Origin of the sequence: Serpentinicella alkaliphila, assembly GCF_018141405.1 — a bacterium.
Lineage (GTDB): Bacteria > Bacillota > Clostridia > Peptostreptococcales > Natronincolaceae > Serpentinicella > Serpentinicella alkaliphila.
The window spans coordinates 1032991-1057182 of sequence record NZ_CP058648.1; the positions used below are offsets into that span (position 1 = coordinate 1032991).

Sequence of the window (24192 nt, forward strand, 5' to 3'; positions counted from 1 at the left end):
TTCTTTTAGAACCAAAGACTTCGGCTATAAGGAAACGTTAGTATTAGTTTCTATTATTTATCCAACAACAAAAAAATAGTTCCAGTGAAATAGCAATGAAAATAATGAAATTAATAAAACAATTGATATTAAATATAGGGCTTTAAATCCTCTTGAGATAGATGCCTTTCTTACTGATATAAAGGAAAGCACTGCCACTGTAATCGTTGCAATAAGCAATGGGAAATTTAACAAAATATGTGGTTTCATCTCTGCAAAAGTGCGAAAACTACTTATCATTATTTTATAAGTAGGAATTAAGTTATTAGTTAGAGTAACTAAACCAAGTAATACTAAAACTAAAAAGTACAAATTAAAGCGTTTATTTCCCTGATGGAATCCTTTGTTTTTGTCCTTTATTATTGTGATGATGAGGACAGCAGGTGCTATAATGAAGAATAATATGTTTACTAATAATATTATTAAACTACTAATCAAAAATGGCATTGTTCTTCCTGTAGGTAGCGGGGACAAATCCACTCCATTACCTACAAAAACATGTTTTACAGCATCATTTTCAATTTTAAATCGAATAACATGATACATATTCCTGAAAAAAGGTATGTTATCATCAATTAGTTCATAGTAGTATGGCTTGGTTTGAAGGTAAGTACCATTATATGGACCTATGTTCATCATTATTGTATTTTGATCAGTAGCCTTAACCGTGTATAGATTGAAATACTCTGTGAAGGCCACAAAGTTTCCTTCCTGTCGATCGACAGGTATATATCTACCAGTAACCTTTTTTGAAGAAGGAAGTTCTTCATTAGGAACCTTGATGTCAGAATAATCTTTTCCTAGTAATAAATCCTGCAATCCAAATAAAATATTCATCTCAAGGTAAGCATTCGTTAGTATTACAATTCCAAAACGTTCTTCTGGCACTACTGCAAATTGGCTTGAAAAAGCAGCGGTATTACCACCATGACCTAGTGTACGGTAATTTCCAACATACTCAAAAAAACCATGTGAAGTACCAACCATTTCTCCATTGATGTCATAGCTCGGTGATAGCATAGTTATTAGCGTGTTTGTATCTTTAAATAAGGGTGATTTTTCTCTGAAATCAGGAGTAAGGGCAATAGCATACCTAGCAAAGTCTTCTGCAGTGCCATTGATAGAACCTGCTGGAAGGTGGGAAACATATGACCAATTTCCAAGTTTAAATCCACCTTTCTGACTTGGTATGTACCCTTGAGCTTTTTTTTCTATAATTTTACTATTATCTCCAAGTGTTGGGTGAGATGAAGTATTATTCATTGATAGTACATTAAAAATATTTTCCCTTATATAAGCCTCAAAGGGTTGCTGGCTAATATTCTGCACTATATATCCAGCTAGGGATGTTGAATAATTGCTATATGCACTAGCCGTACCTACTTTATAGTACTGTTTGGGTTTATCTCGTAATAGTGCCTCTTCTAAAGAAACTAACTTATCTGGAGATAAAACAATTGTATTAAATGCATAATTTCCAAATCCAGCAGAATGATTCATAATATCTCTCATAGTTATAGTTTGATTGTAATTAAGCTTCTCAGCAAATTCTGGTAGAAGATATGTTTTAATATCTGCATCTAAATCTAATTTACCTGATTCAACTAATTGCATAACAGATGTCCATGTGAACAATTTGCTTGTAGATGCCCATTCGAAAACTGTAAGTTTTGGATCAACAGGAATCTGATTTTCTAAGTCAGCATATCCATAACCCTTTAGAAAAACTATTTCACCATTCTTTACAATGGCTATAGCAGCACCAGGTGTTGTTTTTCCAATATATTTTGACACATACTCATCAATCACCTTTTCCATTTTATTAAAAGGGATACCTGAAGGTGTTTTTTCTTCAAATAAATTTAAGTTCAGAGCAAAGACTGGTGTAAAAAGAGTACTAATAATCGTGTGAATTATAAAAAAGCTAATAAACAATAGTGACAAAAACTTTCTTTTCATTTTAATAATTTCCTCCCTTAATTAATGCTACAAAAGACTGACTAAAAGTCAGTAGTAGCAAATAAAATAATCCAACAGTAGAATTCTATTGGACAGTTTATAATTCAATGGTCTGAATATAATGTTAGATTAAGTAAATGTCTATATGCTCTTAAATATTCAGTAGCCTTTTCAAGACCAATCTCATGAAAAGATCTATTGTTAACTACAAATGTATAGCCAACCATTAAGAATGCAGATGTTTCATAGGGATATTTTACATTAAATAATCCTTCTCTATTTCCTTGAGTAATAATTTCAGCAAAAAACTCTGTCATAGTATATGACAATTTATGATTAATTTTATCCATCATAAAGGTATTTTCCGGTAAATGAATTGCTTCATGTAGAGAGTAGTCCTCTACATTTACTGCATTTTCTTCAATGATTGTGCTATTTAAAAATGCATTTACCTTTTCTTTAGCAGAAAGTTTATTATCATAAGTAATTAATCTGAATCGAGCAATAATGGGTTCTATGTGCTTTTCTACAATAGAAAATAATATATCTTCTTTTGATTTAAAATGATAATAGAGCAAACCTCTTGAAATACCTAGAGAGTTAATGATATCTTGAGTTGTTGTATCTAAATAGCCTTTCTTGTAAAATAAATTTTTTGCAGCTTCCATTATTTCGGCTTTACGAACTTCAGGATCTTTTATCTCTCTCATTTTACAACACCCTTTAAGAATAGACTTTAACTGACAAAGTGTCAGTTACCAATATAATATAGCACTCAACTGACGATTTGTCAATACACTTTAGTGAAAATTATATAAAGTATTTGAGGAGAGATTTTATGCTTAAAAAATAACAAATAAGTATTGACATTTTTTAGAAGGAGGTCTATCATATTCTTATAGACCGTCGGTCGACAGAAAGGGAGCTACTTATGAAAACAGTCAAGGATGGTGAAGTAAGAAAACGAGAAATTTTAATTGCAGCCCGAGGGTTATTCGTCAATAAAGGATACGATCAGACTTCTGTTAACGATATACTAAATATTGTAAATATTGCAAAAGGCACTTTTTACTATTATTTTGCTTCTAAAGAAGAAGTTCTGGAGGCAATTATTCTTGATATCGTTGAAGAAGGAGCAAGGAAGGCAGAGAAGATTATAAAGAATAAAGATATTCCTTTAGTAAACCGTATAATGATGGCCATAATGGCACAGGCCCCTGAATTTGAAGGAGCAGATGAAATTAAGGATGAATTGCATAAGGTTGAAAATGCAAAGCTGGAACAACTATATTTAAAGACGATGCTTAGACGTATGACTCCAATACTTCAGGAACCTGTTTTAGAAGGTATTGAACGAGGTATTTTTCAAATGGATTATCCGACAGAATGTATAGAATCTATTTTACTGTTGGGACATATGATGTTTGATTGTAATGTTTGCGAATGGAACATAGAAGAGTATCCTAGAAAAATACAGGCGTTCTTGAGTAATACCGAGAGAATGCTAGGAGCCAAAGATGGAGAACTTAAAGTCTTTTTACAGATGTTTGGACAGATGAGATAATACAAGAATAATTTTTTTTACCCATCAATCGACCATTGGTCGATGAAAAACTACGAATAGTAAGTAAAGTTAAATAGAGAAAAGTTTAAATAGATCAATAGGTTAAAGGAGGACAAAAATGTATCAAAGTGATGGAATACAAAACAGCACTATAATAAATCAAGATAAAGCTATGCAGAAGTTCAAGATACTGATTGTGGGTCAGATTATATCGAGTATAGGTAGTGGATTAACTAGCTTTGGGCTTGCTATCTATATATTTACGCTGACAAAATCTGTTATGGCTACAGGAATTTTTAGTATTTGTGCGTTTCTGCCTGCTATTCTGTTGTCACCAGTAGGGGGTGTTCTGGGGGATCGATATGATAGAAGGGTAATGATGATTCTCGGAGAATTATTATCTGGCTTAGGGTTAGTCATGTGTCTTGTTTCAGTTATGAGTACAAATCCTTCCCTTGTGCTAATTTGTATTGGTATAGGTGTTAGTTCAATATTTACAGCTTTGATGGAACCTGCATTTAAAGCAACGATTACGGATTTATTACCTGAAGAGGATTTTGCTAGGGCCAGTGGCATGGTTCAAATAGCGAATAGTACAAAGCTTATAATATCACCAGCTATTGCAGGACTATTGTTACGGATTACCACTGTAAGTGCCCTGATAGCTATCGATATTCTTACTTTCTTTACAACGGCATTTATTATCTTAACTATGAGGAAAGGGATGGTTTCAAAACCCAATGTAAATTCTAATTTAGGCTTTTGGGGAGAAATGAAAGAAGGGATTAATGCTATACAAGGTAAGCTGGGCATTGTATTTTTGATTGGAATTATGGGAATTGCAACGTTTTGCCTTGGGTTTGTACAGATTTTAAGTAAGCCACTTATTCTTGCTTTTGCAAGTGAAACAGAACTTGGGATTATTTCTACAGTTATTGCATTGGGAATGATGGTGGGTAGTTTTATAATTAGCTGCATGAAGAATTTAAAATCTTATGTGAGGTTGCTTTCTAGGGGATTGCTTGGCTCCGGACTCTTTATTGCAATGATTGGAATTAAGGAGAATATATTTCTAGTAGCAGTTTTCGGTTTTATGATGTTTTTATTTATGCCAGCTGTTCATACAGGAGCAGAGGTTCTCATTCGTAAAAATCTTAAAAATGAAGTGCAAGGGCGTGCTTTTGGATTGATAGGCTTTATTACTCAGATGGGCTATATTATTGCTTTTATACTGTCAGGGGCCCTTTCTGATTATATTTTTGAGCCTTTTATGCGGGGGGATAGTTTATTAGCAATTAAGATAGGAAGAGTGATTGGTGCCGGATCCGGAAGAGGAAACGCACTGCTCATATTGATCTCAGGTATGACTTTAGCAGTAGTGGGGGTTGTTGTTTCTGGTATAAAAAATATAAAAGAACTGGAAAGGGGATAAGTAAAGAATGAAAATATTACTGAATCTTGTTCAAAAGGATTTTAAGAAAAACAGGGTTATTACAGCTGTCTTGGCAATATTTCTAATCCTAGCCTTCCTCCTAATGGCGGGAGGATTAAGAACGACAGTTACAATAATATCCTCAATTAGTGGGTTAAATCAACTTGCTGCTCCGCCACAATACTTACAGATGCATAAGGGAGCCTATGACCAGGAGGCTTTTGAGAATTTTGTAAAAAACCATAATTACATTAAGGATTCTCTTGTGGTAAAGATGCTCAATATCAAGAATGAAAATATCATATATAAGGGTGAAACACTAGAAAAGTATCTTATGGATAATGGGTTTATTGTACAGAATGAAGGATTTGATTTCCTTCTTAATATGAATAATGAAATTGCAACTGTGCAAAAAGGTGAAATCGGGGTCCCGGTGTATTATGTAGAGGAGCTTGGTATTCAGGTCGGAGATGTTATTACATTAAAAAAAGGCGATTACCAAAAAAAATTGATTGTATCAACCTTTATTCGTGACGCACAGATGAACGCCGCACTTACATCGTCAAAGCGCTTTCTAGTTAATGATACAGATATTGAAGAACTAAGCTTGTATATGGGGGAGTGGGAGTATTGCTTTGAATTTCTGTTAGAGGAGGGTGCATCAGGGTCAACTTTGGAGAGGGATTATATGGAGGCAGGGATGCCTTCTAATGGAGTTGGGATAAGTGGGAGTCTTGTAACCATGCTCAATGCAATTTCTCATGGTTTAATAGCAGTTATTGTAATTGCAATTAGTATTTTGTTAATAATGATAGCTTTTTTGTGTTTATCATATATTATTCGAGCAACAATGGCAGAAGAGAGTTATACCATAGGAGAGCTGAAGGCAATAGGCTTTTCAGGAAAAGAAATAGAGAAATTATATCAGCTGAAGTACATAATACTTGTGCTTGTTGCAGCTTTAGTTGGCTATATAGGAGCTATTCCATTTTCAGATATATTTTCATCATCTGTAATAATGTACTATGGAGACGGGACTGTTGAATGGATACAATGGGTTTTTTCTCTAGTGGGGGTAACTCTTCTTAGCATATTTGTCATTCTAGGATGCCGCAGAATTATTCGTAAGAGTTCAAAGAGGACCGTTATGGAACTGATCCGTGGAGAAGAGAAGAGGAAAAAAGAAGGTCATTACTCTCTACCCCTAACAGGGCTTAAACATCCGAATTTTACAATAGCACTCGGTGAACTGCAATGTAAATGGATGGAATATACTCTCATATTTATGGTTTATGCTTTTTCATCATTTTTGATTCTACTACCGTTGAATATAACGAATACCATTAAAAACCCATCTTTTATGACCTATATGGGTGTTGGAGAAAGTGATATTCGGATTGATATCCAGTACAGCGAGGAGCTAGAGGAACAAAAAGTAGCAGTTGGTTCCTACTTAGATAAAGATGCTCAAGTTGATAAGTATGCAATTTATCGTTATGGTCATGTACAGATTAAAAATAGGGAGGGTGAATGGGAACGTATACGAGTAGAAAATGGAGACCAATCTATATTCCCATTGAAATATCTTAAAGGAAGCTCACCGGCTGACAGCAGAAAAATAGCACTTTCCTATTTAAGCGCTCTAGAATTAGGAAAAGAGGTTGGAGACTCCATAAAAGTAATCTGCCAGGGTGAAGAACTTTTGTTTACGGTAAGTGGAATTTATCAGGATATTACTTATGGGGGAAAAACAGCTAAAGCAGCTATTGATTTTGATAAAAATAACGTAGAAGTCTATATAGTTTATTTGGATGTCCAAGAGGGGGTTAATATACAAGAAAAGGCAAATGAATTAAGAAATAGGTTTAATGATATTAAAATAACTCCGGTCAGAGAGTTTGTTTCCCAGACATTAGGAGGTATTACAAATAACATGATACTAGTTGAACGGGCAGCTATTGTTATTTCCTTGTTGTTAATTTTACTGATTACCACCTTGATTTTAAAGCTTGTTATAGCCAGGGAACACAGTGCAATTGCAATAAAGAAGGCAATCGGTTTCTCAAATAAAGACATAAGAATACAGTTGGGGATGAGAATTCTTATGATCCAAATGGCTGCAATCCTTATCGGAACAATTATGGCAAACTTTTCAGGTGAGGCAATTTTTGGGTGGATGCTTTCTTCTATGGGTGCTTCAAAAATAAAAATTCTAGTTGAGCCGGTTTCCACATATTTGGTTTATCCGGCGATTCAGTTGATTATAGTATTATTAGCAGTGATAGTGAGTACCAAAGGAGTCAAAAACTATCATATTAGAAATCAAATTATAGAATAAGGAGGAAAGACATGATAAAAGTAGATAAGATTAGAAAATTATTTAAAAAAACATTGGTTTTGCATGATATATCTTTTGAGATTACGAGTGGAGATTTTGTTGCAATTATGGGCCCTTCAGGCTCTGGTAAGTCTACACTTCTTTATAGCATAAGTGGAATGGATAGCATTAGTTCAGGTAGTGTATTGTTTGAAGGAATAAACATATCAGAAATGCAGGAGGATGAAATATCAAGGTTTCGACTGAGTAAAATGGGGATTGTTTTTCAAAATCCCCACATGTTAAGAAATCTATCTATCTTTGATAATATTATATTACCCGGCCTTGTAGCAAAAAAAGAATCTCCTGATAATATAAGAAAACGCGCAGCGGAATTAATGAAGCGTATGGATATTCATGAAATAGTGGATCGAGATATTAACGAAGTTTCTGGGGGGCAGCTGCAAAGGGCTTCTATTTGCCGGGCTATGATAAATAATCCTGAAATATTATTTCTAGATGAACCGACAGGAGCTCTCAATTCCAGTGCTACAGACCAGGTGTTAAAAATATTGGAAGATTTAAACGATGAAGGAATAACCATTATGACTGTAACCCATGACCCCCGTGTTGCCGCTAGAGCAAAGAAAGTGCTTTATATCAGGGATGGTCAGATAGCTGCCAGTAAGGAATTTGTTGAGGGTGCAGACCGCCTAAAGGAACTGGATAGATGGTTAAATGAGTTATTACTAGGAGGTGATAAATTTGTTCTCAATGAATAAATCTAGTTTTATTCCAATAGACACTCCAATATTGTTTCTTATGATATGCCTATTACTAACAATAGGGTTAGGGCTTATATGTATAAAAAAATTTAAAGGGTATAGAAAAAATATATTTAAATTTTGGTGTTTGTCATGGTTAATTATTACAATTATACTCTTTAGTATCGGGGGATTCGGGAGGTTTGTTGAAGTAAATACTATTAATACCAAAGGGTACACAGTAAAAGAGCTAACAGAGGATTTGGAGCAATTAGAAAAGTGTATTATAAAAGAAAATCCATTATATTTTGCAGATAAAGCTGAGCTAAAACAACTTTTTTCATCAGCCTACGGTGAAATTAAAGATGGAATGACAGAGTTAGAGTTTTATCGTTTAGTCAACCCAATTACTGTGGCTGTAAGGTGTGGGCATACCAACCTTTCTATTTCCGAGGCCTTAGTTAAAAATAGAGTCAAAACAGCAGCATTTTTTCCATTAAAGGTAACATTCGTTGATGATCAATTATACATGGTAGAAGGGGACTTGGAAAGGGGCATTAATGCAGGAGATAGAATCCTATCAATTAATGGCAGAACAGATGATGAAATTATTAGTATGCTAATTAAAAATGTTAGTGGAGATAGCCGAAATAATCAGAAGGCTAAATATATTATAAGCAAGCATTTTAATAACAAGTTCTATGATTTTGTAGATAACTCAGATAGCTTTACTGTGGAAATAGCTAATAATAAAGGCGAAATAAGAAAAGTTAACTTGAATTCAAAATATAGAGATGAATTTAATGAAACTGCTTGGAGTCTTCATTTCACAGAAATTCAAGACGGAAATTATTACGAAAGTATTATAAGAGATGAGTTTGCCATATTAAGTATTCGTTTCTTTTTTGAAGAAGAAGGAACTAAGTTTGAAGAGTATCTTAGTGAATTTTTTATAAGCCTGAAAGAAAAAAACATCTCTAAGTTAATAATAGATGTCAGAGGAAATTATGGTGGACCTCCTATTACAAAAACATTATTATCATATCTAGTATCTGAGAAAATAGAATATTTCGAGGGCAATTTGCCATTACTTCATAACATAGTTGGGTATGCAAAGCCTGTTTATCCTGCTAATATAAGGTTTGATGGGGATGTTGTAGTTTTGATAGACGGAGCAGTTTTTTCAACGACTGCACACTTTTGTGCATTAGTAAAACATCATAATTTAGGGACCCTTATAGGAAGTGAAACCGGTGGAACTTATGTATGCACTGACAGTTCAAAGGATAAGGTACTTAATAATACACGACTAAGGTTTCATTATTCAACCCTAACTTATAAGGTTGCAGTAGATGGAATGTCTGAAGATGAAGGAATTAAACCACATATTAGTATTTCTCCAAGCATAGAAGATATATTAAATGGTAGGGATGTTCAAATGGAAAAGGCATTACAATTTCTAAAGCTCAGTAATTGACTTTTAGTTTAAGTAATATTTTTCATATAGTTCTATAATTAAAACAGAAAAAAATTACCGTATGATAAGCTGATAAAAAAAACCGCCGTTTAATAGATACTAAAATTGTATACTATATAACAGCGGTTTTTTGTATTAGGTGTATTAGTTTTTTATTTTTGAAGCAGAAAATTGTGAAGAATGCTTCTTGTTTCTTCAGACAATGGTTGTGGACGTCTAGTTTCATCATTGATATGGACAATTACAGTTTCTGCAGTACCAGCAATTTCACCATTATAAAAAATCCCCTGAACCAAATGAATAGAGCTTTTACCAACATTTAAAATGGCAGTGCCTATATCAACTGCTCCTGGCCAATTTATTTCTGCTAAGAGATCAAGCGTAATATTGGCAATAACAAAAGATCCACCAGGGCTTGACATGGGTCTTTTAGGATTGTAGAAAAACTCTGCTCTTCCGGTTTCAAGAAAGGTAGTGAAAACCGCATTGTTTACATGACCTTGGCGATCCGTATCACGATATCTGATTTTGTCAAAGGTTTTGAGTGGAAAGTCATTGAGTGTAAGATTTTTTAAATTTATCTTGTTCATATGTAACTTTTGTATGATTAATCAAGAATTAACCATAATCTCCCTTCTATATAGTGTGTTTGTTTGTACAAAATATTATTGTATGAATTAAATTTTAGCAAACAATAATCAATACTACAAGAATTCTTAAAAAGATAATATTATAAATCTGTATTATCCGTAAATAGAAAAATAGTTATAGTTAGCATTCAAATATTTTAAGACACTTCCTTAATAAATTATGGAGAAATTAATAAATATAAATTGCGATAATTTATTTGTAGGCTAAAATGGGAGGATGGAGTATATTAACAGTAGATTATTAAAAAAATGCATAATATCAATTTGGGTAAGCTTTATAGTTTCTTTTACAATTTAATTACATAACCACACTGGAGATGATATATGCAATTTTAAATTGAATAGATATTAATTTCGACCTTAGATTGGTTATGATAATAATAAATATTGTTGTGGGACTGGCATTTTTAATTTCGAGATGGAATTACACACTAAAAGCTGTAAAGTAATATTTGAATTGCATGTACATATTAGAATCTGGAAATGGTTTTTTGCGATTATAATAACTCCTCTCTTTCTTTTAAGTGGAGGGGCATTCATTGTAATATTTATAGAAAGTCCGTTTTATTACATTGTATTATATTTACTATCAATGATAGTCAGCATCTATATAATTACAGAGCTATTGTTTGGTGAAAACTATATAGCTGAAAATGGGATTAAGTATGCAAACCAATATTATTTATGGAAAGAAATATTAAATTATAATTGTAAAGAACATAATGATTTAGTTCTAGAGCTCATAATAGAGTCAAAATTACTTTTCTTGAAACACACATACCCAGTAGATATTAATGTGTCGAGAAATTCTCTAGAGGAGATTAAAAAACTATTGGATGAAAAGAATAATAGTATAAGCGAGTAGTATTTGTAACATTTAAATAGGATTCAAGTATAATGTTAGGTGCGGAAAGTTAAATAGTTGATCCAAGGTAAATATGCCTAGTGTAATATTTTCAGAGCTTAGATTAAATAAAATAAGGTTATAGAAGTCCTTGTCATATATGTGTCGGGGATTTTTAAGTTTTATTGTGTTATGTGTTATATGTGGTTTGTCTCGCGTTAATAAAGTTAAACAAAGTTGGAAAACTTGCAGCTTTTAAAATTGGTAAACAGTGGAGAATATCTGAACAGGATTTAATAGCTTTTGTTGAGGAAAACAATATAGGAGTGAACAGGTATAAGCATGATGCAGTCGCTAGTATTGAGTACTCAATAACTGATCTGGCTAAAAGAAATAAGCAGAGGATAAATGTATCAACTGTTGTAGATATTAGCCAGCTAGGAAAGGAAGAGTATATAAGGATATCTAATACGCTTATTGCTATAACTAATTGTAATGAGCCAGAAAAAGGGAATTCAACAATTCAGGTCAAGTATGATGAGAGAGACAGAAGAGTAAGGGTAATCCTTTGGGGGAGTGTAGAGTATATAGAAGGAATGTTAAGTTCCATAACAATGCTTATAGATTCTAAATAGAATTAAATTTGATTAGTAACGAAATAGAATAGGAAAACAAGTCGTTTAAGTATAAAAAATTAAGAATACTAGGAGTGATCCTATGGATCAAGTGAAGAAAACAGAAGTTATGCAAGTGATATGATGGTAAAAATACCAGCTGGCGGGATTGTATTAAATGACGACCGAATAAAATCTAAATGGAGAGTAGAGATAAAACCATTTTTGATAGCTAAGTACACTGTAACTCAGGAGTTATATTATAACATAACACAAAAATCACCCTCTTCTTTTAGAGGAGACAAAAACCAGTTGAAAACGTTTCTTGGTATGATGCAGTTAATTTCTGTAATTCACTTTCTCTAAGTGAAGAACTTAAAGAATACTACATTGTAAATAGTGATGGAAGTATAATTTTTGATTCAGAGTCAAATGGGTATAGGCTTCCTACAGAGGCAGAGTGGGAGTATGCTTGTAGAGTAGGCTCTAAAGAAATTAGATACGGAGAAATAGACAAAATAGCTTGGTATATGGAAAATTCAGAGGGTAAAACCCACGAGGTAGGAAAAAAAGAAGAAAACTCATGTGGCCTAAAAGATATGTTAGGAAACGTTTGGGAGTGGTGTTGGGATTTATATGACGAAAAGGTATACGGCTCATATGGTATTTTTCGTGGAGGTGGATGGTCTGATTCAGAGCGAGGTTGTCTTGCTACAAATCGCCGCCGTAGTCAAATCCTACATTTTATATTAAGGATCTAGTTTTAGAATTGCAAAATCTATTATTGTAGATGAGTCAACAAGGAATAAATAGTAGAGAAAAAGCAAAAGGGGAGAAGTTATGCATATAACAACTATTAAAACTGGAAATACAAATGTTGCCGTTATTAGAAGTGAAGAGACAGTTATATATAATATTCAATCAGCCTTAAATTTAATTGCAACAATCAATTATGAAACAGTCAGTGATTTGATAGTTTTAAACAAAACAGCAATTGTAGAGGATTTTTTCGATTTAAAAACAAAACTGGCTGAAGAAATTCTACAGAAGTTTATAAATTATAGGGTAAAAGTAGCTATAGTAGGTGATTTTTCAATATATTCAAGTAAGAGTTTAATTGATTTTATTTATGAGAGTAATAATGGAAAAGATTTATTTTTCTTGAGAAATGAGCAAGAGGCTATAGATAAATTAGCTTACTTAGCTATACTATAAACCTTAAGAATACTATAGAAGGGGAAGATTAAATGGGTAGGATAATTCCTACCTTATTTAAATTAATTAAAGATTAATAAATTCAATAAAAAAAAAGAAATTCTATATTACCCGTTGACATTGACGCTGCGTAAAGGTGTACTATTATTTTAACAGGAGGTGAAAGCATGGAATACACAGTGCAAAAACTAGCTCAAATTGCAGGCATAAGTGCACGTACATTAAGGTATTATGATGAAATAGGAATTCTTAAGCCGGCAAGAATTAATTCATCAGGATATCGAATTTATGGAAAAAAAGAGGTTGATAGATTACAACAGATACTCTTCTATAAAGAGTTGGGCCTCAATTTGGAAAATATTCATGAAATTGTAACAAGTCCTGCTTTTGATGAGGTAAGTGCACTTAGAGATCATCGTGATAAGCTTCTAGTGAAAATAGAGGAGTTAAACTTATTAATAAGTAATGTGAATAAGACTATAGCGTCAAAAGAAGGGAGTATTAATATGAGTGATAAAGAAAAATTTGAGGGCTTTAAGAAGACACTTATTGATGATAATGAGTCAAAGTATGGTAGCGAAATTCGTAAAAAGTATGGAGATGCTGCAGTAGATAAATCATATAACAAGATTAAGAAAATGACTCAGGAAGAATATGAACAAGCAAATAAGTTAGCAGCGAAAGTATTAGAAACACTGAATGAAGCATTTAAAACTGGTGATCCATCAGGAGAATTAGCACAAAAAGCAGCAAACTTACACCGTCAATGGTTATGCTTTTATTGGAATGAGTATTCAAAAGAGGCCCATGCAGGTATAGGGCAAATGTATGTAGCTGATGAAAGATTCACCGCATATTATGATAAAGATCAGCCAGGTATTGCAGAATTTTTAAGAGATGCTATTTTGGTGTATACAGGATTAAAATAGTTATGAAAGACTTGATTTAATATAAATATTGATAAATATAAAAAAACCAGTCACTGCAATGCAATGACTGGTTTGATATTTTATGATAATCTCATTTTAAAATCTTGATAACCAAATTGATGGATTATATGACATTCCCCTTCTTTATCTTGAAGAGCGATAGCAGGTAAAGGCATTCCGTTAAAAGTAGTATTTTTAACCATTGAGTAAATAGCCATATCACCAAAAACTAATCTATCCCCAGGTTTTAAAGGCTCATCAAAAGAATAATCACCTATAACATCTCCCGCAAGACAAGTTTGACCACCAAGTCTATACGTAAATGGCTTTTCCCCAGATTCTCCAGAACCAAATAGAGGAGGACGATAAGGCATTTCTAATACATCAGGCATATGGCAGGATGCAGAAGTATCAAGTATAGCTATATCAATTTTGTTTTTGTGAGTATCTAATACAGTTGTAACAAGATATCCAGCATTTAGAGCAACAGCTTCACCTGGCTCTAAATATACTTTTAAACCATAGTTATCTTGCATTTTTTTAATACAGCTTTCAAGTAATTGAATATCATAATCTTCTCTAGTAATGTGGTGACCACCACCAAAGTTAATCCATTCCATTTTTGATAACCATGGTCCAAACTTTTCTTCCACTGCATTTAAAGTTCTCTCTAAATCATCAGAGTTTTGCTGACAAAGAGTGTGAAAATGTAAACCAGAAATGCCTTCTAATAAATCAGGGCGAAAATGTTCTATTGTTACACCAAAACGAGAACCTGGTGAACATGGATCATATATAGCATGCCCAACTTGTGTAGAGCATTCAGGATTAATACGTAAGCCCATCTTTTTACCAGCTTTTAATACTTTATCTTTAAATCTTTCTACCTGAGAAAATGAATTAAATATAATGTGATCACAAATAGATATAATCTCATCAATTTCATCGTCACGATATGCAGGGGCGAAAACATGGTTCTCTTTTCCCATTTCCTCATATCCAAGACGGGCTTCATATAAACCGCTGGCTGTTGTACCAGTTAAATACTCCCCAATAAGTGGGTACATTTTATACATTGAAAATGCCTTTTGGGCTAAAACAATCTTACATCCTGTACGATCCATGACTCCGCGCAAGATTTCCAGATTCCTTATAAGTAAAGCTTCATCTACTACATAGCATGGGGTTGGTAGTTCGTTAAATCTCATCTTAGTCTACAAGCTCCGGATTGAAGCTTTCTTTCCAAGGTAATCCCCATTTATTTAATGCGTCCATAAATGGATCTGGATCAAATTCTTCAATATTAAATACACCTTTTTTATTCCATGCTCCTGTCATTAGCATCATGGCACCAATCATTGCAGGAACTCCTGTTGTATATGCTACTGCCTGAGACCCCACCTCTTTGTAGCATGCTTCATGATCACAAACATTATAGACATAATAAGTTTTGTCTTGTCCATCTTTTTTTCCACGGAAAATACAACCAATATTAGTTTTACCTTTTGTACGTGGTCCAAGGGAAGAAGGATCTGGTAATACAGCTTTTAAAAACTGTAACGGTATAATTTGTTTTCCTTCGAATTCAATTGGTTCGATTGAAGTCATTCCAACATTTTCAAGACATTTTAAGTGTGTAAGATAGCTTTGTCCAAATGTCATAAAGAAACGAATACGTTTTAAGCCAGGTATGTTTACAGCAAGAGACTCAAGCTCTTCATGGTATAGTAAGTACATATCTTTTTCACCAATCTCAGGGAAGTTATATACTCTTTTAATTTCCATTGGCTGAGTTTCAATCCACTCACCATTTTCCCAATATCTTCCGTTAGCTGATACTTCACGAATATTAATTTCGGGGTTGAAGTTAGTAGCAAATGGATATCCATGATCTCCAGCATTACAATCAAGAATATCAATATATTCAATTTCATCAAAATAGTGTTTTAAAGCATAAGCAGAAAACACTCCAGTTACACCAGGGTCAAAACCGCTACCAAGAAGAGCTGTAATGCCAGCTTTTTCAAAACGCTCACGGTAATCCCATTGCCATTTATATTCGAATTTTGCTGTATCCTCTGGCTCATAGTTTGCTGTATCTAAGTAATTTGTTTTAGTTGCTAAACAAGCATCCATTATTGTTAAGTCTTGGTAAGGTAGAGCTAAATTCATAACGATATCTGGTTTTACTTCCTCAATTAAAGCTATTAATTCATCTACGTTATTTGCATCTACTTGAGCAGTTGTGATTTTTGTTTTTCCACCGTCAAGTTTAGTTTTTAAATCATCACATTTAGATTTTGTACGACTTGCTATACATATCTCTTCAAAGACTTCACTGTTTTGTACACATTTGTGAATGGCTACCTGTGCCACTCCGCCACAACCGATGATAAGTGCTTTTCCCATTTTTCATATCTCCTTATCAAATAAATTTTTTATAGGTTATTACTGTTAATAACCATTTACAATAAAAAAAGCAGGTGTGAAAACGCATAATCGCGCACAACACTTGCTTTTAGATATAATCATTCATATTAAAAATAAGTATAGAGTGGCTAATGGCCACATTTATACACTTACCATATAAGTCAATAGACCTTTAGGTAAAAAGCTTTTTAATATTCAAATATATCTTAGTATCATCAGAGTCTATATAGCAAATAATTACTTTTACTACTCTTATTGACCGTTTCACAAGTTGATGTGCATATGCACTGGTTGTAAAGTAACCAACTTATAAAATTTGAGCTTTTAACTCAATCAATAAAGCAACTAAAGTTGCCAATCGGCATTTGACCCGGCTGTCCGTATGGCCTTAACCTCTTAGGGAAGTGGTCATAATTATCTGCGTGGAAAGACTCAGATAGATATATTGAATAGTAGCTTTCCAACTAACGCTTCTTTATTTTAACAGTATATAGTAGAAATAGCAATAGGAAATTTTATAATTATCGCAAATTTCGACTGCAGACTTAAAAAGCAAGCGTTAATGCGCATTTAAAAGGGTTTAAGAGTAAATATTTTAATCAAGATTAACAGATATACTAGTAATGTAAGATATATTCTGAAAAAGCCATTAGCTATTTCTTTAATTTCCATAGTATGTAAGTTTCTAAAAGATTCTATACATTAGTTTAATAGTCTAATTCAAAATAGATTAAATTTCTAGCTACGTTTAATAAAAGTCTGTTGAAGCACTAATAATTAATACATATGGAGCAGCCAAGTAGAAAAGTCAGACTTATTGTTTTCTAGATAAATATATCATATAATAATACCTGTGCTAAAATTACTAAGAACATTTGTGCTTAAGAATAGTATGTAATTATTAACTAAGTACTTAAGACAAATGACCAATAGGAGGAATTTACATGAAAAAAATAAAATTTAAATCAATAGCATCTATTTTAGGGGTTATACTGTCTATTACTTTGCTTATGACTGCATGTAGTAGCAACAAAACAAATGAAGCACCACAGGGTAACAACTTTGAGGAAAATCCTAAAATTCAAATAGAGATGCAAGATGGAAGTACAATGGTACTAGAACTATACCCAGAATATGCTCCAGAAACTGTTCAAAACTTTGTAAACTTAGTGGAGTCTGAGTTTTATAATGGATTGACATTTCACAGAATTATTGAAGGTTTCATGATTCAAGGTGGAGATCCTAATGGAGATGGGACAGGTGGATCAGGGAAAAATATACGAGGTGAATTCGCTGAAAACGGATTTTCTCAAAACACTTTAAGTCATACAAGAGGGGTTATTTCTATGGCCCGTAGTAAGGAACCTAATTCTGCAAGTAGCCAGTTTTTTATTATGCACGGAGATGAAGAGTTTCTAGATGGTAAATATGCTGCTTTTGGTAAGCTAATAGAGGGAGAAGAGACTTTAGACAAAATTGCAGGGACTCCAGTAAAACCAAACATATATTCAGGGGAAGTTTCTACACCTGAAGAGAATATTGTAATTAATAAAATAACAGTACTAGAATAGTTAAGATGAATTGAGCGTCTATGGATAGATGCTCAATTTTTTTTGTTATTAATGTTTACATCCTAAGCAATCTATTAATAGGTATAATAAAAGATTTAGAACAAATCATAATGTTAAATATAAAGACTGGAACTGGAGGGATGTTTGTATGAAGGAATTAAAAGATATGGTTTATTGGGTTGGAGCAAAGGACTGGGAAGTAAGACATTTTCACGGTTTTGAGTTATCTACCCATAGGGGTTCTACATATAATGCTTACTTAATTAAGGATGAAAAAACTGTGCTGATAGATACGGTATGGGAGCCACTTACAGAAGCATTTTTACAAAGATTAAAAGAGGTTACAGATATAAGTAAAATAGATTATATAGTGATAAATCATGCAGAGCCTGACCATTCTGGAGCATTGCCAGGTATAATGGAATACTGCCCAAATGCGACTATTTATGCATCGAGAAATGGAAAGGGAAGTATAGAAAGACACTACCATAAGCAATGGGATATTAATATTGTAAAAACAGGGGATAAAATTAATATTGGTGAAAACAATTTAATATTTGTTGAAGCATCAATGCTACATTGGCCGGATAGTATGTTTACATATTTAACAGGTAAAAACATCTTATTTTCAAATGATGCTTTTGGACAACATTTTGCTTCTTCTGAAATATTTGATGATGAAGTAGATGAAACAGAGGTTTATCAAGAATCTATAAAGTATTTTGCTAACATACTAACACCCTTTAGTAAACTAGTTATGCAAAAAATAGATGAGCTGAAATCCTTTAACTTGCCTATAGAAATGATAGCACCAAGCCATGGAATAATATGGAGAAAACACCCTGTGAGGATTGTTGAAAAATACTACGAGTGGGCGAGTGGAAAGTCAGAAAACAGTGTAGTTATTTTTTATAACTCTATGTGGGGAGCGACAAAAAAAATGGCGGAGTACATAGGGAAAGGTTTGGACGAGGTAGGCATAAGTTATAAAATATATAATACAGCTACAACAGATAAAAATGATTTGCTCACTGAAATATTCAAGTCAAAAGGAATTATATGTGGGTCATCAACTGTTAACAATGGAATACTTAGCTCTTTAGCCCCAGTACTAGAAGAAATGATTGGACTTAAATTTATTAGTAAAGTGGGAGCTACCTTTGGTAGCTATGGTTGGAGTGGAGAATCAACAAAGGTACTAGAGGAGTTATTAACAAAAGCAAAGGTTAAAATTATTCAAGACAGTTTCAAGGTTAAATATGTACCAAATAAGGACGAGTTAGAAGAATGCATTGATTTTGGGAAGAGCTTTGGCAAGAAGTTGCAGGAAAACTAAGCAAGGGTACAAAATAAAGTATATAGAGCTATCATTAAAAGAGGTGATTCTAATGAGCATTCAGGGGTTTTATTTGCTTCCTCATCCTCCAATTATAGTTCCAGAGGTTGGAAAGGGAGCAGAGGAAAAGATTAAAAATACTAGGGAAAGTTTAAATGATATAGCTGCAGATATCAGTATGAAAGGGCCTAGTACAATTATATTAATTACACCACATGGCCCAATGTTTCAAGATGCTATTGCCCTTGCATCAGAGGATGAGATTAATGGGGATTTAAAGAATTTTGGAGCACCAGAAGTAAAAATGACAATACAATTAAGTAGAGAACTCACAAAGAAGATAATATGAATTAACAAATAAAAGAAAATAAATAAAACACTTAAAGCACTTGACTTTTCAGGTGTTTTTTTATGTTTTTTCAATAAAATTATTGTTGTGAGCTGTAGTTAGTTATTGGTATAATAGAAGAGGGTGCCATTTTATGTATATAAGACTAAGTAAAGGTAATACTTCAAAGTTCACAAAAGTATATCTTGTTGAAGGTTATCGAGATGAAAATGGTAAGTCAAAACAACGAATAGTTAAGTCATATGGTAATCTTGAGGAGTTAGAAGCAAAAGATCCAAATATACTTCAAAAGTTAAAAGACGAAGCAAAAAATATGACCAAAAACCAGGTGAATATTACTCTTAATCTTAATAGTTCCAATGATGATATGGAAGTAGACCAAAACTATGGTTACTTCTTTTTAGAAAGACTTTATGAAGATCTAGAAATATCTAACTTCTTTAAAAATAAGATGAATAATAAAAAATATGTTTTTGACGTGGATCAAGTTTTCAAACTTCTTCTTTATAGTAGGATACTAAATCCAGCTAGTAAAAAGGCGACAGTTGAGAATCGAAATCAATTCTTTGAACCCTTTGATGTGACTTTAGATTCTGTCTATGAAACTCTATCATTGATGAAGGAGATTAAGGGCGATCTACAGCTACATCTTCATAGAAAGATTACCGAAACCCAAGGAAGAGATACCTCGCTCATTTTCTTCGATGTAACCAATTATTATTTCGAGACAGAAATTGAAAATGAGTTAAAAAAGGTTGGTGTTTCAAAAGAGAAAAAAAGAACACACATTGTTCAAATGAGTCTAGCTATCGATCAAGAAGGACTGCCTGTTGGCTATGAGCTTTTCTCTGGTAATACCCATGATAGTACAATGTTGATTCCATCTATGATTGATATGAAAGAGCGATATAAAATGGGTAGAGTTATATTAACAGCTGATAAAGCGCTCAATAGTGGTAAAAATCTCGCATTTCTTGTTAGCAATGGTGATGGTTACATAGTTTCACAAAAGGTAAGAGGCTCATCTAAAGCATTCATAAATAAGATATTAGAAGATGATGGCTATGTCTATAACGACTCGAAAACATTTAAAATCAAATCTTTTCTAAGAGAAAGAAGTACAAAAGATGAAAATGGAAATGATGTCTTGCTAAAAGAAAAAGTAGTTGCTTTCTGGTCACAAGATTTTGACTCAAGAGAAAAACATAAAAGAGAGTTATTAGAAGATAAAATTAACGAGTACCTTACTAATCCTTCAAAATACAAAGCTTCAAATCGACATGGGATAAAAAAATATTTGAAAGAAATTGAAGTTGATACAATAACCGGTGAAGTAGAAGATAAAAAAACAATTTTAAAATTTGAACAGGATAAATATGAAAGGGATGTAGCCTTAGATGGCTATTATGCCCTAGTAACAAGTGAAATAGACATGCCTGATTCGGATATTATTGAGAGGTATAGGGGGCTTTGGAGGATTGAAGACTCATTTAGAGTTTTGAAATCGGACCTAGAAGGCCGTCCTGTTTATGTTAGAAGAGAAGATCGCATAGAAGGACACTTTCTATTATGCTTTGTAGCCCTTCTAATGACAAGACTTCTAGAGAATAAACTATGCAATAAGTATTCGATTAGAAAAATACAAGAGGCTTTAAAAAATGCTACTTGCAGAAAAATCACCAGTGGAATCTATTCATTAAACAAACAAGATGATGTGTTTAGAACCTTAGAAAATGCTTATGATGTATCTCTTAATTATAAAAACGTCAGGATAGAGCAGATTCGTTTATACCGAAAGGAAATAGTTCACAACGTCAAAAACTAATAAATAAACAGTTCAAACCTAGTTGTTTAAAGGGGTTTGAACTGTTTGTTTTTATCTTAACCTCTAAACTCGGGTATAAGCTTGTATATATTACTTATGCTGCCTTAAACGATATTGATTTATATAAATTAGGTATACAAATTAATAGGGCAGTAGAAGGGATCGCTGAAGAGGTGGTTATTACAGCTAGTGGGAAGTTATCACATAGGCTTAAAGAAGATGGACCCTACGGATATGATATTTCTGGTGAAATATTTGACTAGCAGTTTCTTCATTTTTTACAAAAGGGAGATGTTGAGGGGGTACTAGCTATTTCTGACGAAACTATTTGTAATGCAGCGGAATGTGGAAGAAGATCTGTACTTATATTACTTGGTGCCTTAGAAGGCAAGCAGTTTAACGGAGAACTTCTAAGCTATGAAAGCACTTTTGGAGTAGGCTATGGAGTAATGAAGTTTAATGTATTATCTGAGAAGAACCGCTACTAGACAAGCTGGAAAAACAACGGTATGACGCATTCGAGAAAAGAATAAATCAGAGGCACCCTTATGTTAGACTAGCTAGGGAGAGTCTAACTACATATATTAACAAAGGGCTCTTAGACCGTGAAGAATAATACCATCTTGAATATTTGAATTTGTTCCTATATAAAAAGGGAATCCCTCATCTGCCCTAATTGAAGCACTAGGGGCAATAAATACATTTTCATTTATTACAACAGCCCCTATTATGCTTGAAAATGGACTCGAAAAACTACTGGGATGAATAATTGGATAATATGCGTAAGGAGTAAAGGAAGTTATAGGGCTCGGGCCTATAAAGACTGTATAAATATTTGAAGGATTGCACCTACAGTAAGAATACTTCTGCTGTAATAGCTCGGTCTCATGTTTTTTATTCATTTAAAGGCACCTCATAAGAGTAATTTGCTACATGATATGCAACAGTAAAAATAAAAGTACCTTAAATAAGGAACATCCATTAGAAGATAGAAAGTGATTTAAAAAAATAGTGAATAATACTCGTAAATAGCATAAGGCGATATATTTGGAAGTGTTACAAAATAATTTAAAAAAAATATTTACATTATATAAAAAACATGGTAATATTACTGATAAGTGTTATCACATAACAAAAACAATCACTACAATTAATTTATCATTTAAAATTGATTATGAATGACAGTTGTTTGATAGGGGTTGTTATAAAAGGATAATCAAAATAAAAAGACAACCAAGGAGGATTTTTTAATGAAGAAAAAAATTGTATCAGGTTTATTGGTAGCAGTAATGTTAGCAACTGGTGTAGCATATGCGTCAGGAAAGAAAGTTGAGGCATCTGTTTCATCAATTAAGTATTTCTTTAACGGGGTAGAGAAGGCACCTGTAGGATCACACATACTTATTCACGATAATACAACTTATGTACCACTAAGATTCGTAGCAGAGACATTAGGAGCAAATGTAGAATATGATAAAAATACTAATTCTGTATATATTACTGATAAGTCTCAACCACAGGCTCAAGCCCAAGTACAAACTAAAGCACCAGCTACAGTATCATATGAGGATGGGATTTACAGAGGAACTTTTGATTATGAAGGGATACAACAAGTAGCAGTTCAATTTGAGCTTAAAAACAATGTAATCCAAAATATTAGATTTGCACATTTAGCGTATAAAGGTGTTGATTATAGAGCAGAGAAAGAAGATGCCAAAATAATAGGATTAAGAACACAACATGAAGACTTAATTAACTACCTAGTAGGTAAAGATATTAGGGTAAGCTTAAAAGACCTTTATGATCCAGGAAAAATTGTTACAAGTCAAGTAGATGCAATGACAGGAGCAACTTTAAGATCTGGTAAAATAATATCTGCAATTAGAGATAGTCTTAACAGAGGAGTATATAGCTACCCTAAAAAATAATTTAAATTAAATATGTACATAGCAAAAATAGTAGGTATAAAAGTGCCTACTATTTTTGTTGGTAAAATTTTAGCAAACTAAAAAAGTTAGCGTTATCAATGATATGCTAACTTTTAATAATAGTAACTAGTGATTAAGAGAATTTTTTACTGCATTTATAAAGCCATTTGATGAATGTGTTGCACCTGATACAGCATCTACTTCTAGCTCTTGAGAAGAAATGATAGTATTTGATAAAGTTTTAAAGGCTTTTTCCGCGATACTAGGAGTATCATCATGATATGTAACGTCAATTTTATTAATTTTTCCATTAACAACGCTCACTGTAACATCTATAGTATCCTCATACCCCATTGCAGAACCCTTATAGGTACCATCCTTATATTTATTTGTATTTACTATTGGTTGTTCCTTTTGTTCCTCTATGTTTACATTATTTTCAATCTTTATGTTATTATTACTATTTTGTGAAGTCCCGTTATTTTGATTATTTGGTATAGAATTTTCCTTAGTACTAACCTCTTTTTTTATAGATTCTTTAGTTGAAGGAGCAAGGGGCTGAGTAGCTTTTTCTTGGTTTTCTTCTTCAACTTCATTTATTTTTACATCCTCATTTAAATCACTTTCTTCTGTTTCTACATCATCTTCTAAATTAGTTTCTGATATTTCTATTTTTGTATTGGAGTCCTCTAGTTTTTTAGACGTATCCTTTTGAGTGTTGCAGCCTAGTAAAGTAATAGAAACTACTGTACATAGAGCAATAAATTTGATAAATGAACGCAAATGTAAATCCTCCTTTAATATAATGAATATTTCGATCAAATGACACTTGTTATCATTGTCTTGTATAAGATAATAAACTAATTACTTAATAATGTCAACTATTTAATATATCTGTTAAATATGCACGAATTAATCGAGAATAGAAGTTATTTTATAAAAATAAGAT

The 24192-nt window shown here is 32.8% G+C and carries 21 protein-coding genes and 2 pseudogenes; 16 read left to right on the forward strand and 7 right to left on the reverse strand.

What is annotated here, in order from left to right; genetic code table 11:
• Positions 1-57: 57 nt before the first annotated feature.
• Positions 58-1998 (reverse strand): serine hydrolase domain-containing protein, encoded by a 1941-nt coding sequence (locus tag HZR23_RS05240; protein WP_132847385.1) that lies wholly within the window; start codon positions 1996-1998, stop codon positions 58-60.
• A 104-nt stretch (positions 1999-2102) separates the two neighbouring features.
• Complete coding sequence (locus tag HZR23_RS05245) at positions 2103-2708, reverse strand: TetR/AcrR family transcriptional regulator (RefSeq protein WP_132847386.1); 606 nt, start codon at positions 2706-2708, stop codon at positions 2103-2105.
• 221 nt (positions 2709-2929) lie between these two features.
• On the opposite strand from HZR23_RS05245, the gene HZR23_RS05250 reads away from it, so the two are divergent.
• The 5 genes from HZR23_RS05250 (at position 2930) to HZR23_RS05270 (ending at position 9552) form a co-directional block, all read left to right on the forward strand.
• Positions 2930-3562: a TetR/AcrR family transcriptional regulator gene (locus HZR23_RS05250; RefSeq protein ID WP_132847387.1), complete on the forward strand. Its 633-nt coding sequence runs from the start codon at positions 2930-2932 to the stop codon at positions 3560-3562.
• Between the two features lie 118 nt (positions 3563-3680).
• Entirely contained in the window at positions 3681-4994 is a 1314-nt protein-coding gene (locus tag HZR23_RS05255) for an MFS transporter (RefSeq protein WP_132847388.1), read from the forward strand.
• Between the two features lie 7 nt (positions 4995-5001).
• Entirely contained in the window at positions 5002-7332 is a 2331-nt protein-coding gene (locus HZR23_RS05260; protein WP_132847389.1) for an FtsX-like permease family protein, read from the forward strand.
• Positions 7333-7343: 11 nt separating this feature from the next.
• The gene (locus tag HZR23_RS05265; RefSeq protein WP_132847390.1) at positions 7344-8093 is read left to right on the forward strand and encodes an ABC transporter ATP-binding protein; all 750 of its coding nucleotides are present in this window, start codon (positions 7344-7346) and stop codon (positions 8091-8093) included.
• A 130-nt stretch (positions 8094-8223) separates the two neighbouring features.
• Positions 8224-9552: a S41 family peptidase gene (locus HZR23_RS05270; RefSeq protein WP_207667830.1), complete on the forward strand. Its 1329-nt coding sequence runs from the start codon at positions 8224-8226 to the stop codon at positions 9550-9552.
• A 152-nt stretch (positions 9553-9704) separates the two neighbouring features.
• On the opposite strand, the gene HZR23_RS05275 is transcribed toward HZR23_RS05270, so the two are convergent.
• Positions 9705-10142, reverse strand: coding sequence for an acyl-CoA thioesterase (locus HZR23_RS05275; protein ID WP_132847392.1), 438 nt, complete (start codon positions 10140-10142; stop codon positions 9705-9707).
• A gap of 478 nt (positions 10143-10620) precedes the next feature.
• Between HZR23_RS05275 and HZR23_RS05280 the strand changes: the two genes are divergently transcribed.
• From HZR23_RS05280 to HZR23_RS05300, 5 genes and pseudogenes are all read left to right on the forward strand, one after another.
• On the forward strand, positions 10621-11067 hold the full coding sequence (locus tag HZR23_RS05280) for a hypothetical protein (protein ID WP_165913599.1): 447 nt from the start codon (positions 10621-10623) through the stop codon (positions 11065-11067).
• A gap of 173 nt (positions 11068-11240) precedes the next feature.
• Positions 11241-11681 (forward strand): helix-turn-helix domain-containing protein, encoded by a 441-nt coding sequence (locus tag HZR23_RS05285; protein ID WP_165913600.1) that lies wholly within the window; start codon positions 11241-11243, stop codon positions 11679-11681.
• Between the two features lie 290 nt (positions 11682-11971).
• Positions 11972-12421: pseudogene (locus HZR23_RS16905) on the forward strand (formylglycine-generating enzyme family protein); the annotation flags it as partial.
• 79 nt (positions 12422-12500) lie between these two features.
• Complete coding sequence (locus HZR23_RS05295; protein WP_132847394.1) at positions 12501-12875, forward strand: DUF4180 domain-containing protein; 375 nt, start codon at positions 12501-12503, stop codon at positions 12873-12875.
• A 167-nt stretch (positions 12876-13042) separates the two neighbouring features.
• Positions 13043-13804, forward strand: coding sequence for a MerR family transcriptional regulator (locus tag HZR23_RS05300; RefSeq protein WP_132847395.1), 762 nt, complete (start codon positions 13043-13045; stop codon positions 13802-13804).
• A gap of 80 nt (positions 13805-13884) precedes the next feature.
• Here the strand turns inward: HZR23_RS05300 and nspC are convergent, their stop codons facing one another.
• Positions 13885-15012, reverse strand: coding sequence for a carboxynorspermidine decarboxylase (gene nspC / locus HZR23_RS05305; RefSeq protein WP_132847396.1), 1128 nt, complete (start codon positions 15010-15012; stop codon positions 13885-13887).
• 1 nt (position 15013) lies between these two features.
• Positions 15014-16213 (reverse strand): saccharopine dehydrogenase family protein, encoded by a 1200-nt coding sequence (locus tag HZR23_RS05310; protein WP_132847397.1) that lies wholly within the window; start codon positions 16211-16213, stop codon positions 15014-15016.
• Positions 16214-17178: 965 nt separating this feature from the next.
• Here HZR23_RS05310 and HZR23_RS05315 point away from each other — a divergent pair.
• The 5 genes and pseudogenes from HZR23_RS05315 to HZR23_RS18000 all read left to right on the forward strand — a co-directional run bounded on the left by HZR23_RS05315 (position 17179) and on the right by HZR23_RS18000 (position 21803).
• Positions 17179-17805 carry a peptidylprolyl isomerase gene (locus HZR23_RS05315; protein WP_330571368.1) on the forward strand — a complete coding sequence of 209 codons (627 nt, stop codon included), beginning with the start codon at positions 17179-17181 and terminating at the stop codon, positions 17803-17805.
• A gap of 148 nt (positions 17806-17953) precedes the next feature.
• A complete protein-coding gene (locus tag HZR23_RS05320; protein ID WP_132847398.1) occupies positions 17954-19141 on the forward strand; it encodes an oxygen-binding di-iron domain-containing protein in 1188 nt (395 codons plus the stop codon).
• 52 nt (positions 19142-19193) lie between these two features.
• Positions 19194-19490 carry a DODA-type extradiol aromatic ring-opening family dioxygenase gene (locus tag HZR23_RS05325; protein ID WP_132847399.1) on the forward strand — a complete coding sequence of 99 codons (297 nt, stop codon included), beginning with the start codon at positions 19194-19196 and terminating at the stop codon, positions 19488-19490.
• 133 nt (positions 19491-19623) lie between these two features.
• Positions 19624-21315, forward strand: a complete 1692-nt coding sequence (locus tag HZR23_RS05330; RefSeq protein ID WP_132847400.1) for an IS1634 family transposase — start codon at positions 19624-19626, stop codon at positions 21313-21315.
• Between the two features lie 134 nt (positions 21316-21449).
• Positions 21450-21803: pseudogene (locus HZR23_RS18000) on the forward strand (DODA-type extradiol aromatic ring-opening family dioxygenase).
• A 96-nt stretch (positions 21804-21899) separates the two neighbouring features.
• On the opposite strand, the gene HZR23_RS05340 reads toward HZR23_RS18000, so the two are convergent.
• Positions 21900-22217, reverse strand: coding sequence for an LbetaH domain-containing protein (locus tag HZR23_RS05340; RefSeq protein WP_132847401.1), 318 nt, complete (start codon positions 22215-22217; stop codon positions 21900-21902).
• Positions 22218-22565: 348 nt separating this feature from the next.
• On the opposite strand from HZR23_RS05340, the gene HZR23_RS05345 reads away from it, so the two are divergent.
• Entirely contained in the window at positions 22566-23243 is a 678-nt protein-coding gene (locus HZR23_RS05345) for a copper amine oxidase N-terminal domain-containing protein (RefSeq protein WP_132847402.1), read from the forward strand.
• A gap of 126 nt (positions 23244-23369) precedes the next feature.
• Here HZR23_RS05345 and HZR23_RS05350 read toward each other — a convergent pair whose 3' ends face one another.
• Positions 23370-24026 carry an FMN-binding protein gene (locus HZR23_RS05350; protein WP_132847403.1) on the reverse strand — a complete coding sequence of 219 codons (657 nt, stop codon included), beginning with the start codon at positions 24024-24026 and terminating at the stop codon, positions 23370-23372.
• Positions 24027-24192: the final 166 nt, after the last annotated feature.

What these genes read in the sequence shown, in the direction of transcription:
- HZR23_RS05245 (WP_132847386.1), bottom strand. Translation starts at nt 2,708, where the DNA reads ATGAGAGAGATAAAAGATCCTGAAGTTCGTAAAGCCGAAATAATGGAA.
- HZR23_RS05240 (WP_132847385.1), bottom strand. Translation starts at nt 1,998, where the DNA reads ATGAAAAGAAAGTTTTTGTCACTATTGTTTATTAGCTTTTTTATAATT.
- HZR23_RS05340 (WP_132847401.1), bottom strand. Translation starts at nt 22,217, where the DNA reads ATGAATAAAAAACATGAGACCGAGCTATTACAGCAGAAGTATTCTTAC.
- HZR23_RS05255 (WP_132847388.1), top strand. Translation starts at nt 3,681, where the DNA reads ATGTATCAAAGTGATGGAATACAAAACAGCACTATAATAAATCAAGAT.
- HZR23_RS05275 (WP_132847392.1), bottom strand. Translation starts at nt 10,142, where the DNA reads ATGAACAAGATAAATTTAAAAAATCTTACACTCAATGACTTTCCACTC.
- HZR23_RS05325 (WP_132847399.1), top strand. Translation starts at nt 19,194, where the DNA reads ATGAGCATTCAGGGGTTTTATTTGCTTCCTCATCCTCCAATTATAGTT.
- HZR23_RS05315 (WP_330571368.1), top strand. Translation starts at nt 17,179, where the DNA reads ATGAAAAAAATAAAATTTAAATCAATAGCATCTATTTTAGGGGTTATA.
- HZR23_RS05295 (WP_132847394.1), top strand. Translation starts at nt 12,501, where the DNA reads ATGCATATAACAACTATTAAAACTGGAAATACAAATGTTGCCGTTATT.
- HZR23_RS05280 (WP_165913599.1), top strand. Translation starts at nt 10,621, where the DNA reads ATGGAATTACACACTAAAAGCTGTAAAGTAATATTTGAATTGCATGTA.
- HZR23_RS05310 (WP_132847397.1), bottom strand. Translation starts at nt 16,213, where the DNA reads ATGGGAAAAGCACTTATCATCGGTTGTGGCGGAGTGGCACAGGTAGCC.
- HZR23_RS05265 (WP_132847390.1), top strand. Translation starts at nt 7,344, where the DNA reads ATGATAAAAGTAGATAAGATTAGAAAATTATTTAAAAAAACATTGGTT.
- HZR23_RS05330 (WP_132847400.1), top strand. Translation starts at nt 19,624, where the DNA reads ATGTATATAAGACTAAGTAAAGGTAATACTTCAAAGTTCACAAAAGTA.
- HZR23_RS05320 (WP_132847398.1), top strand. Translation starts at nt 17,954, where the DNA reads ATGAAGGAATTAAAAGATATGGTTTATTGGGTTGGAGCAAAGGACTGG.
- HZR23_RS05260 (WP_132847389.1), top strand. Translation starts at nt 5,002, where the DNA reads ATGAAAATATTACTGAATCTTGTTCAAAAGGATTTTAAGAAAAACAGG.
- HZR23_RS05300 (WP_132847395.1), top strand. Translation starts at nt 13,043, where the DNA reads ATGGAATACACAGTGCAAAAACTAGCTCAAATTGCAGGCATAAGTGCA.
- HZR23_RS05250 (WP_132847387.1), top strand. Translation starts at nt 2,930, where the DNA reads ATGAAAACAGTCAAGGATGGTGAAGTAAGAAAACGAGAAATTTTAATT.
- HZR23_RS05345 (WP_132847402.1), top strand. Translation starts at nt 22,566, where the DNA reads ATGAAGAAAAAAATTGTATCAGGTTTATTGGTAGCAGTAATGTTAGCA.
- nspC (WP_132847396.1), bottom strand. Translation starts at nt 15,012, where the DNA reads ATGAGATTTAACGAACTACCAACCCCATGCTATGTAGTAGATGAAGCT.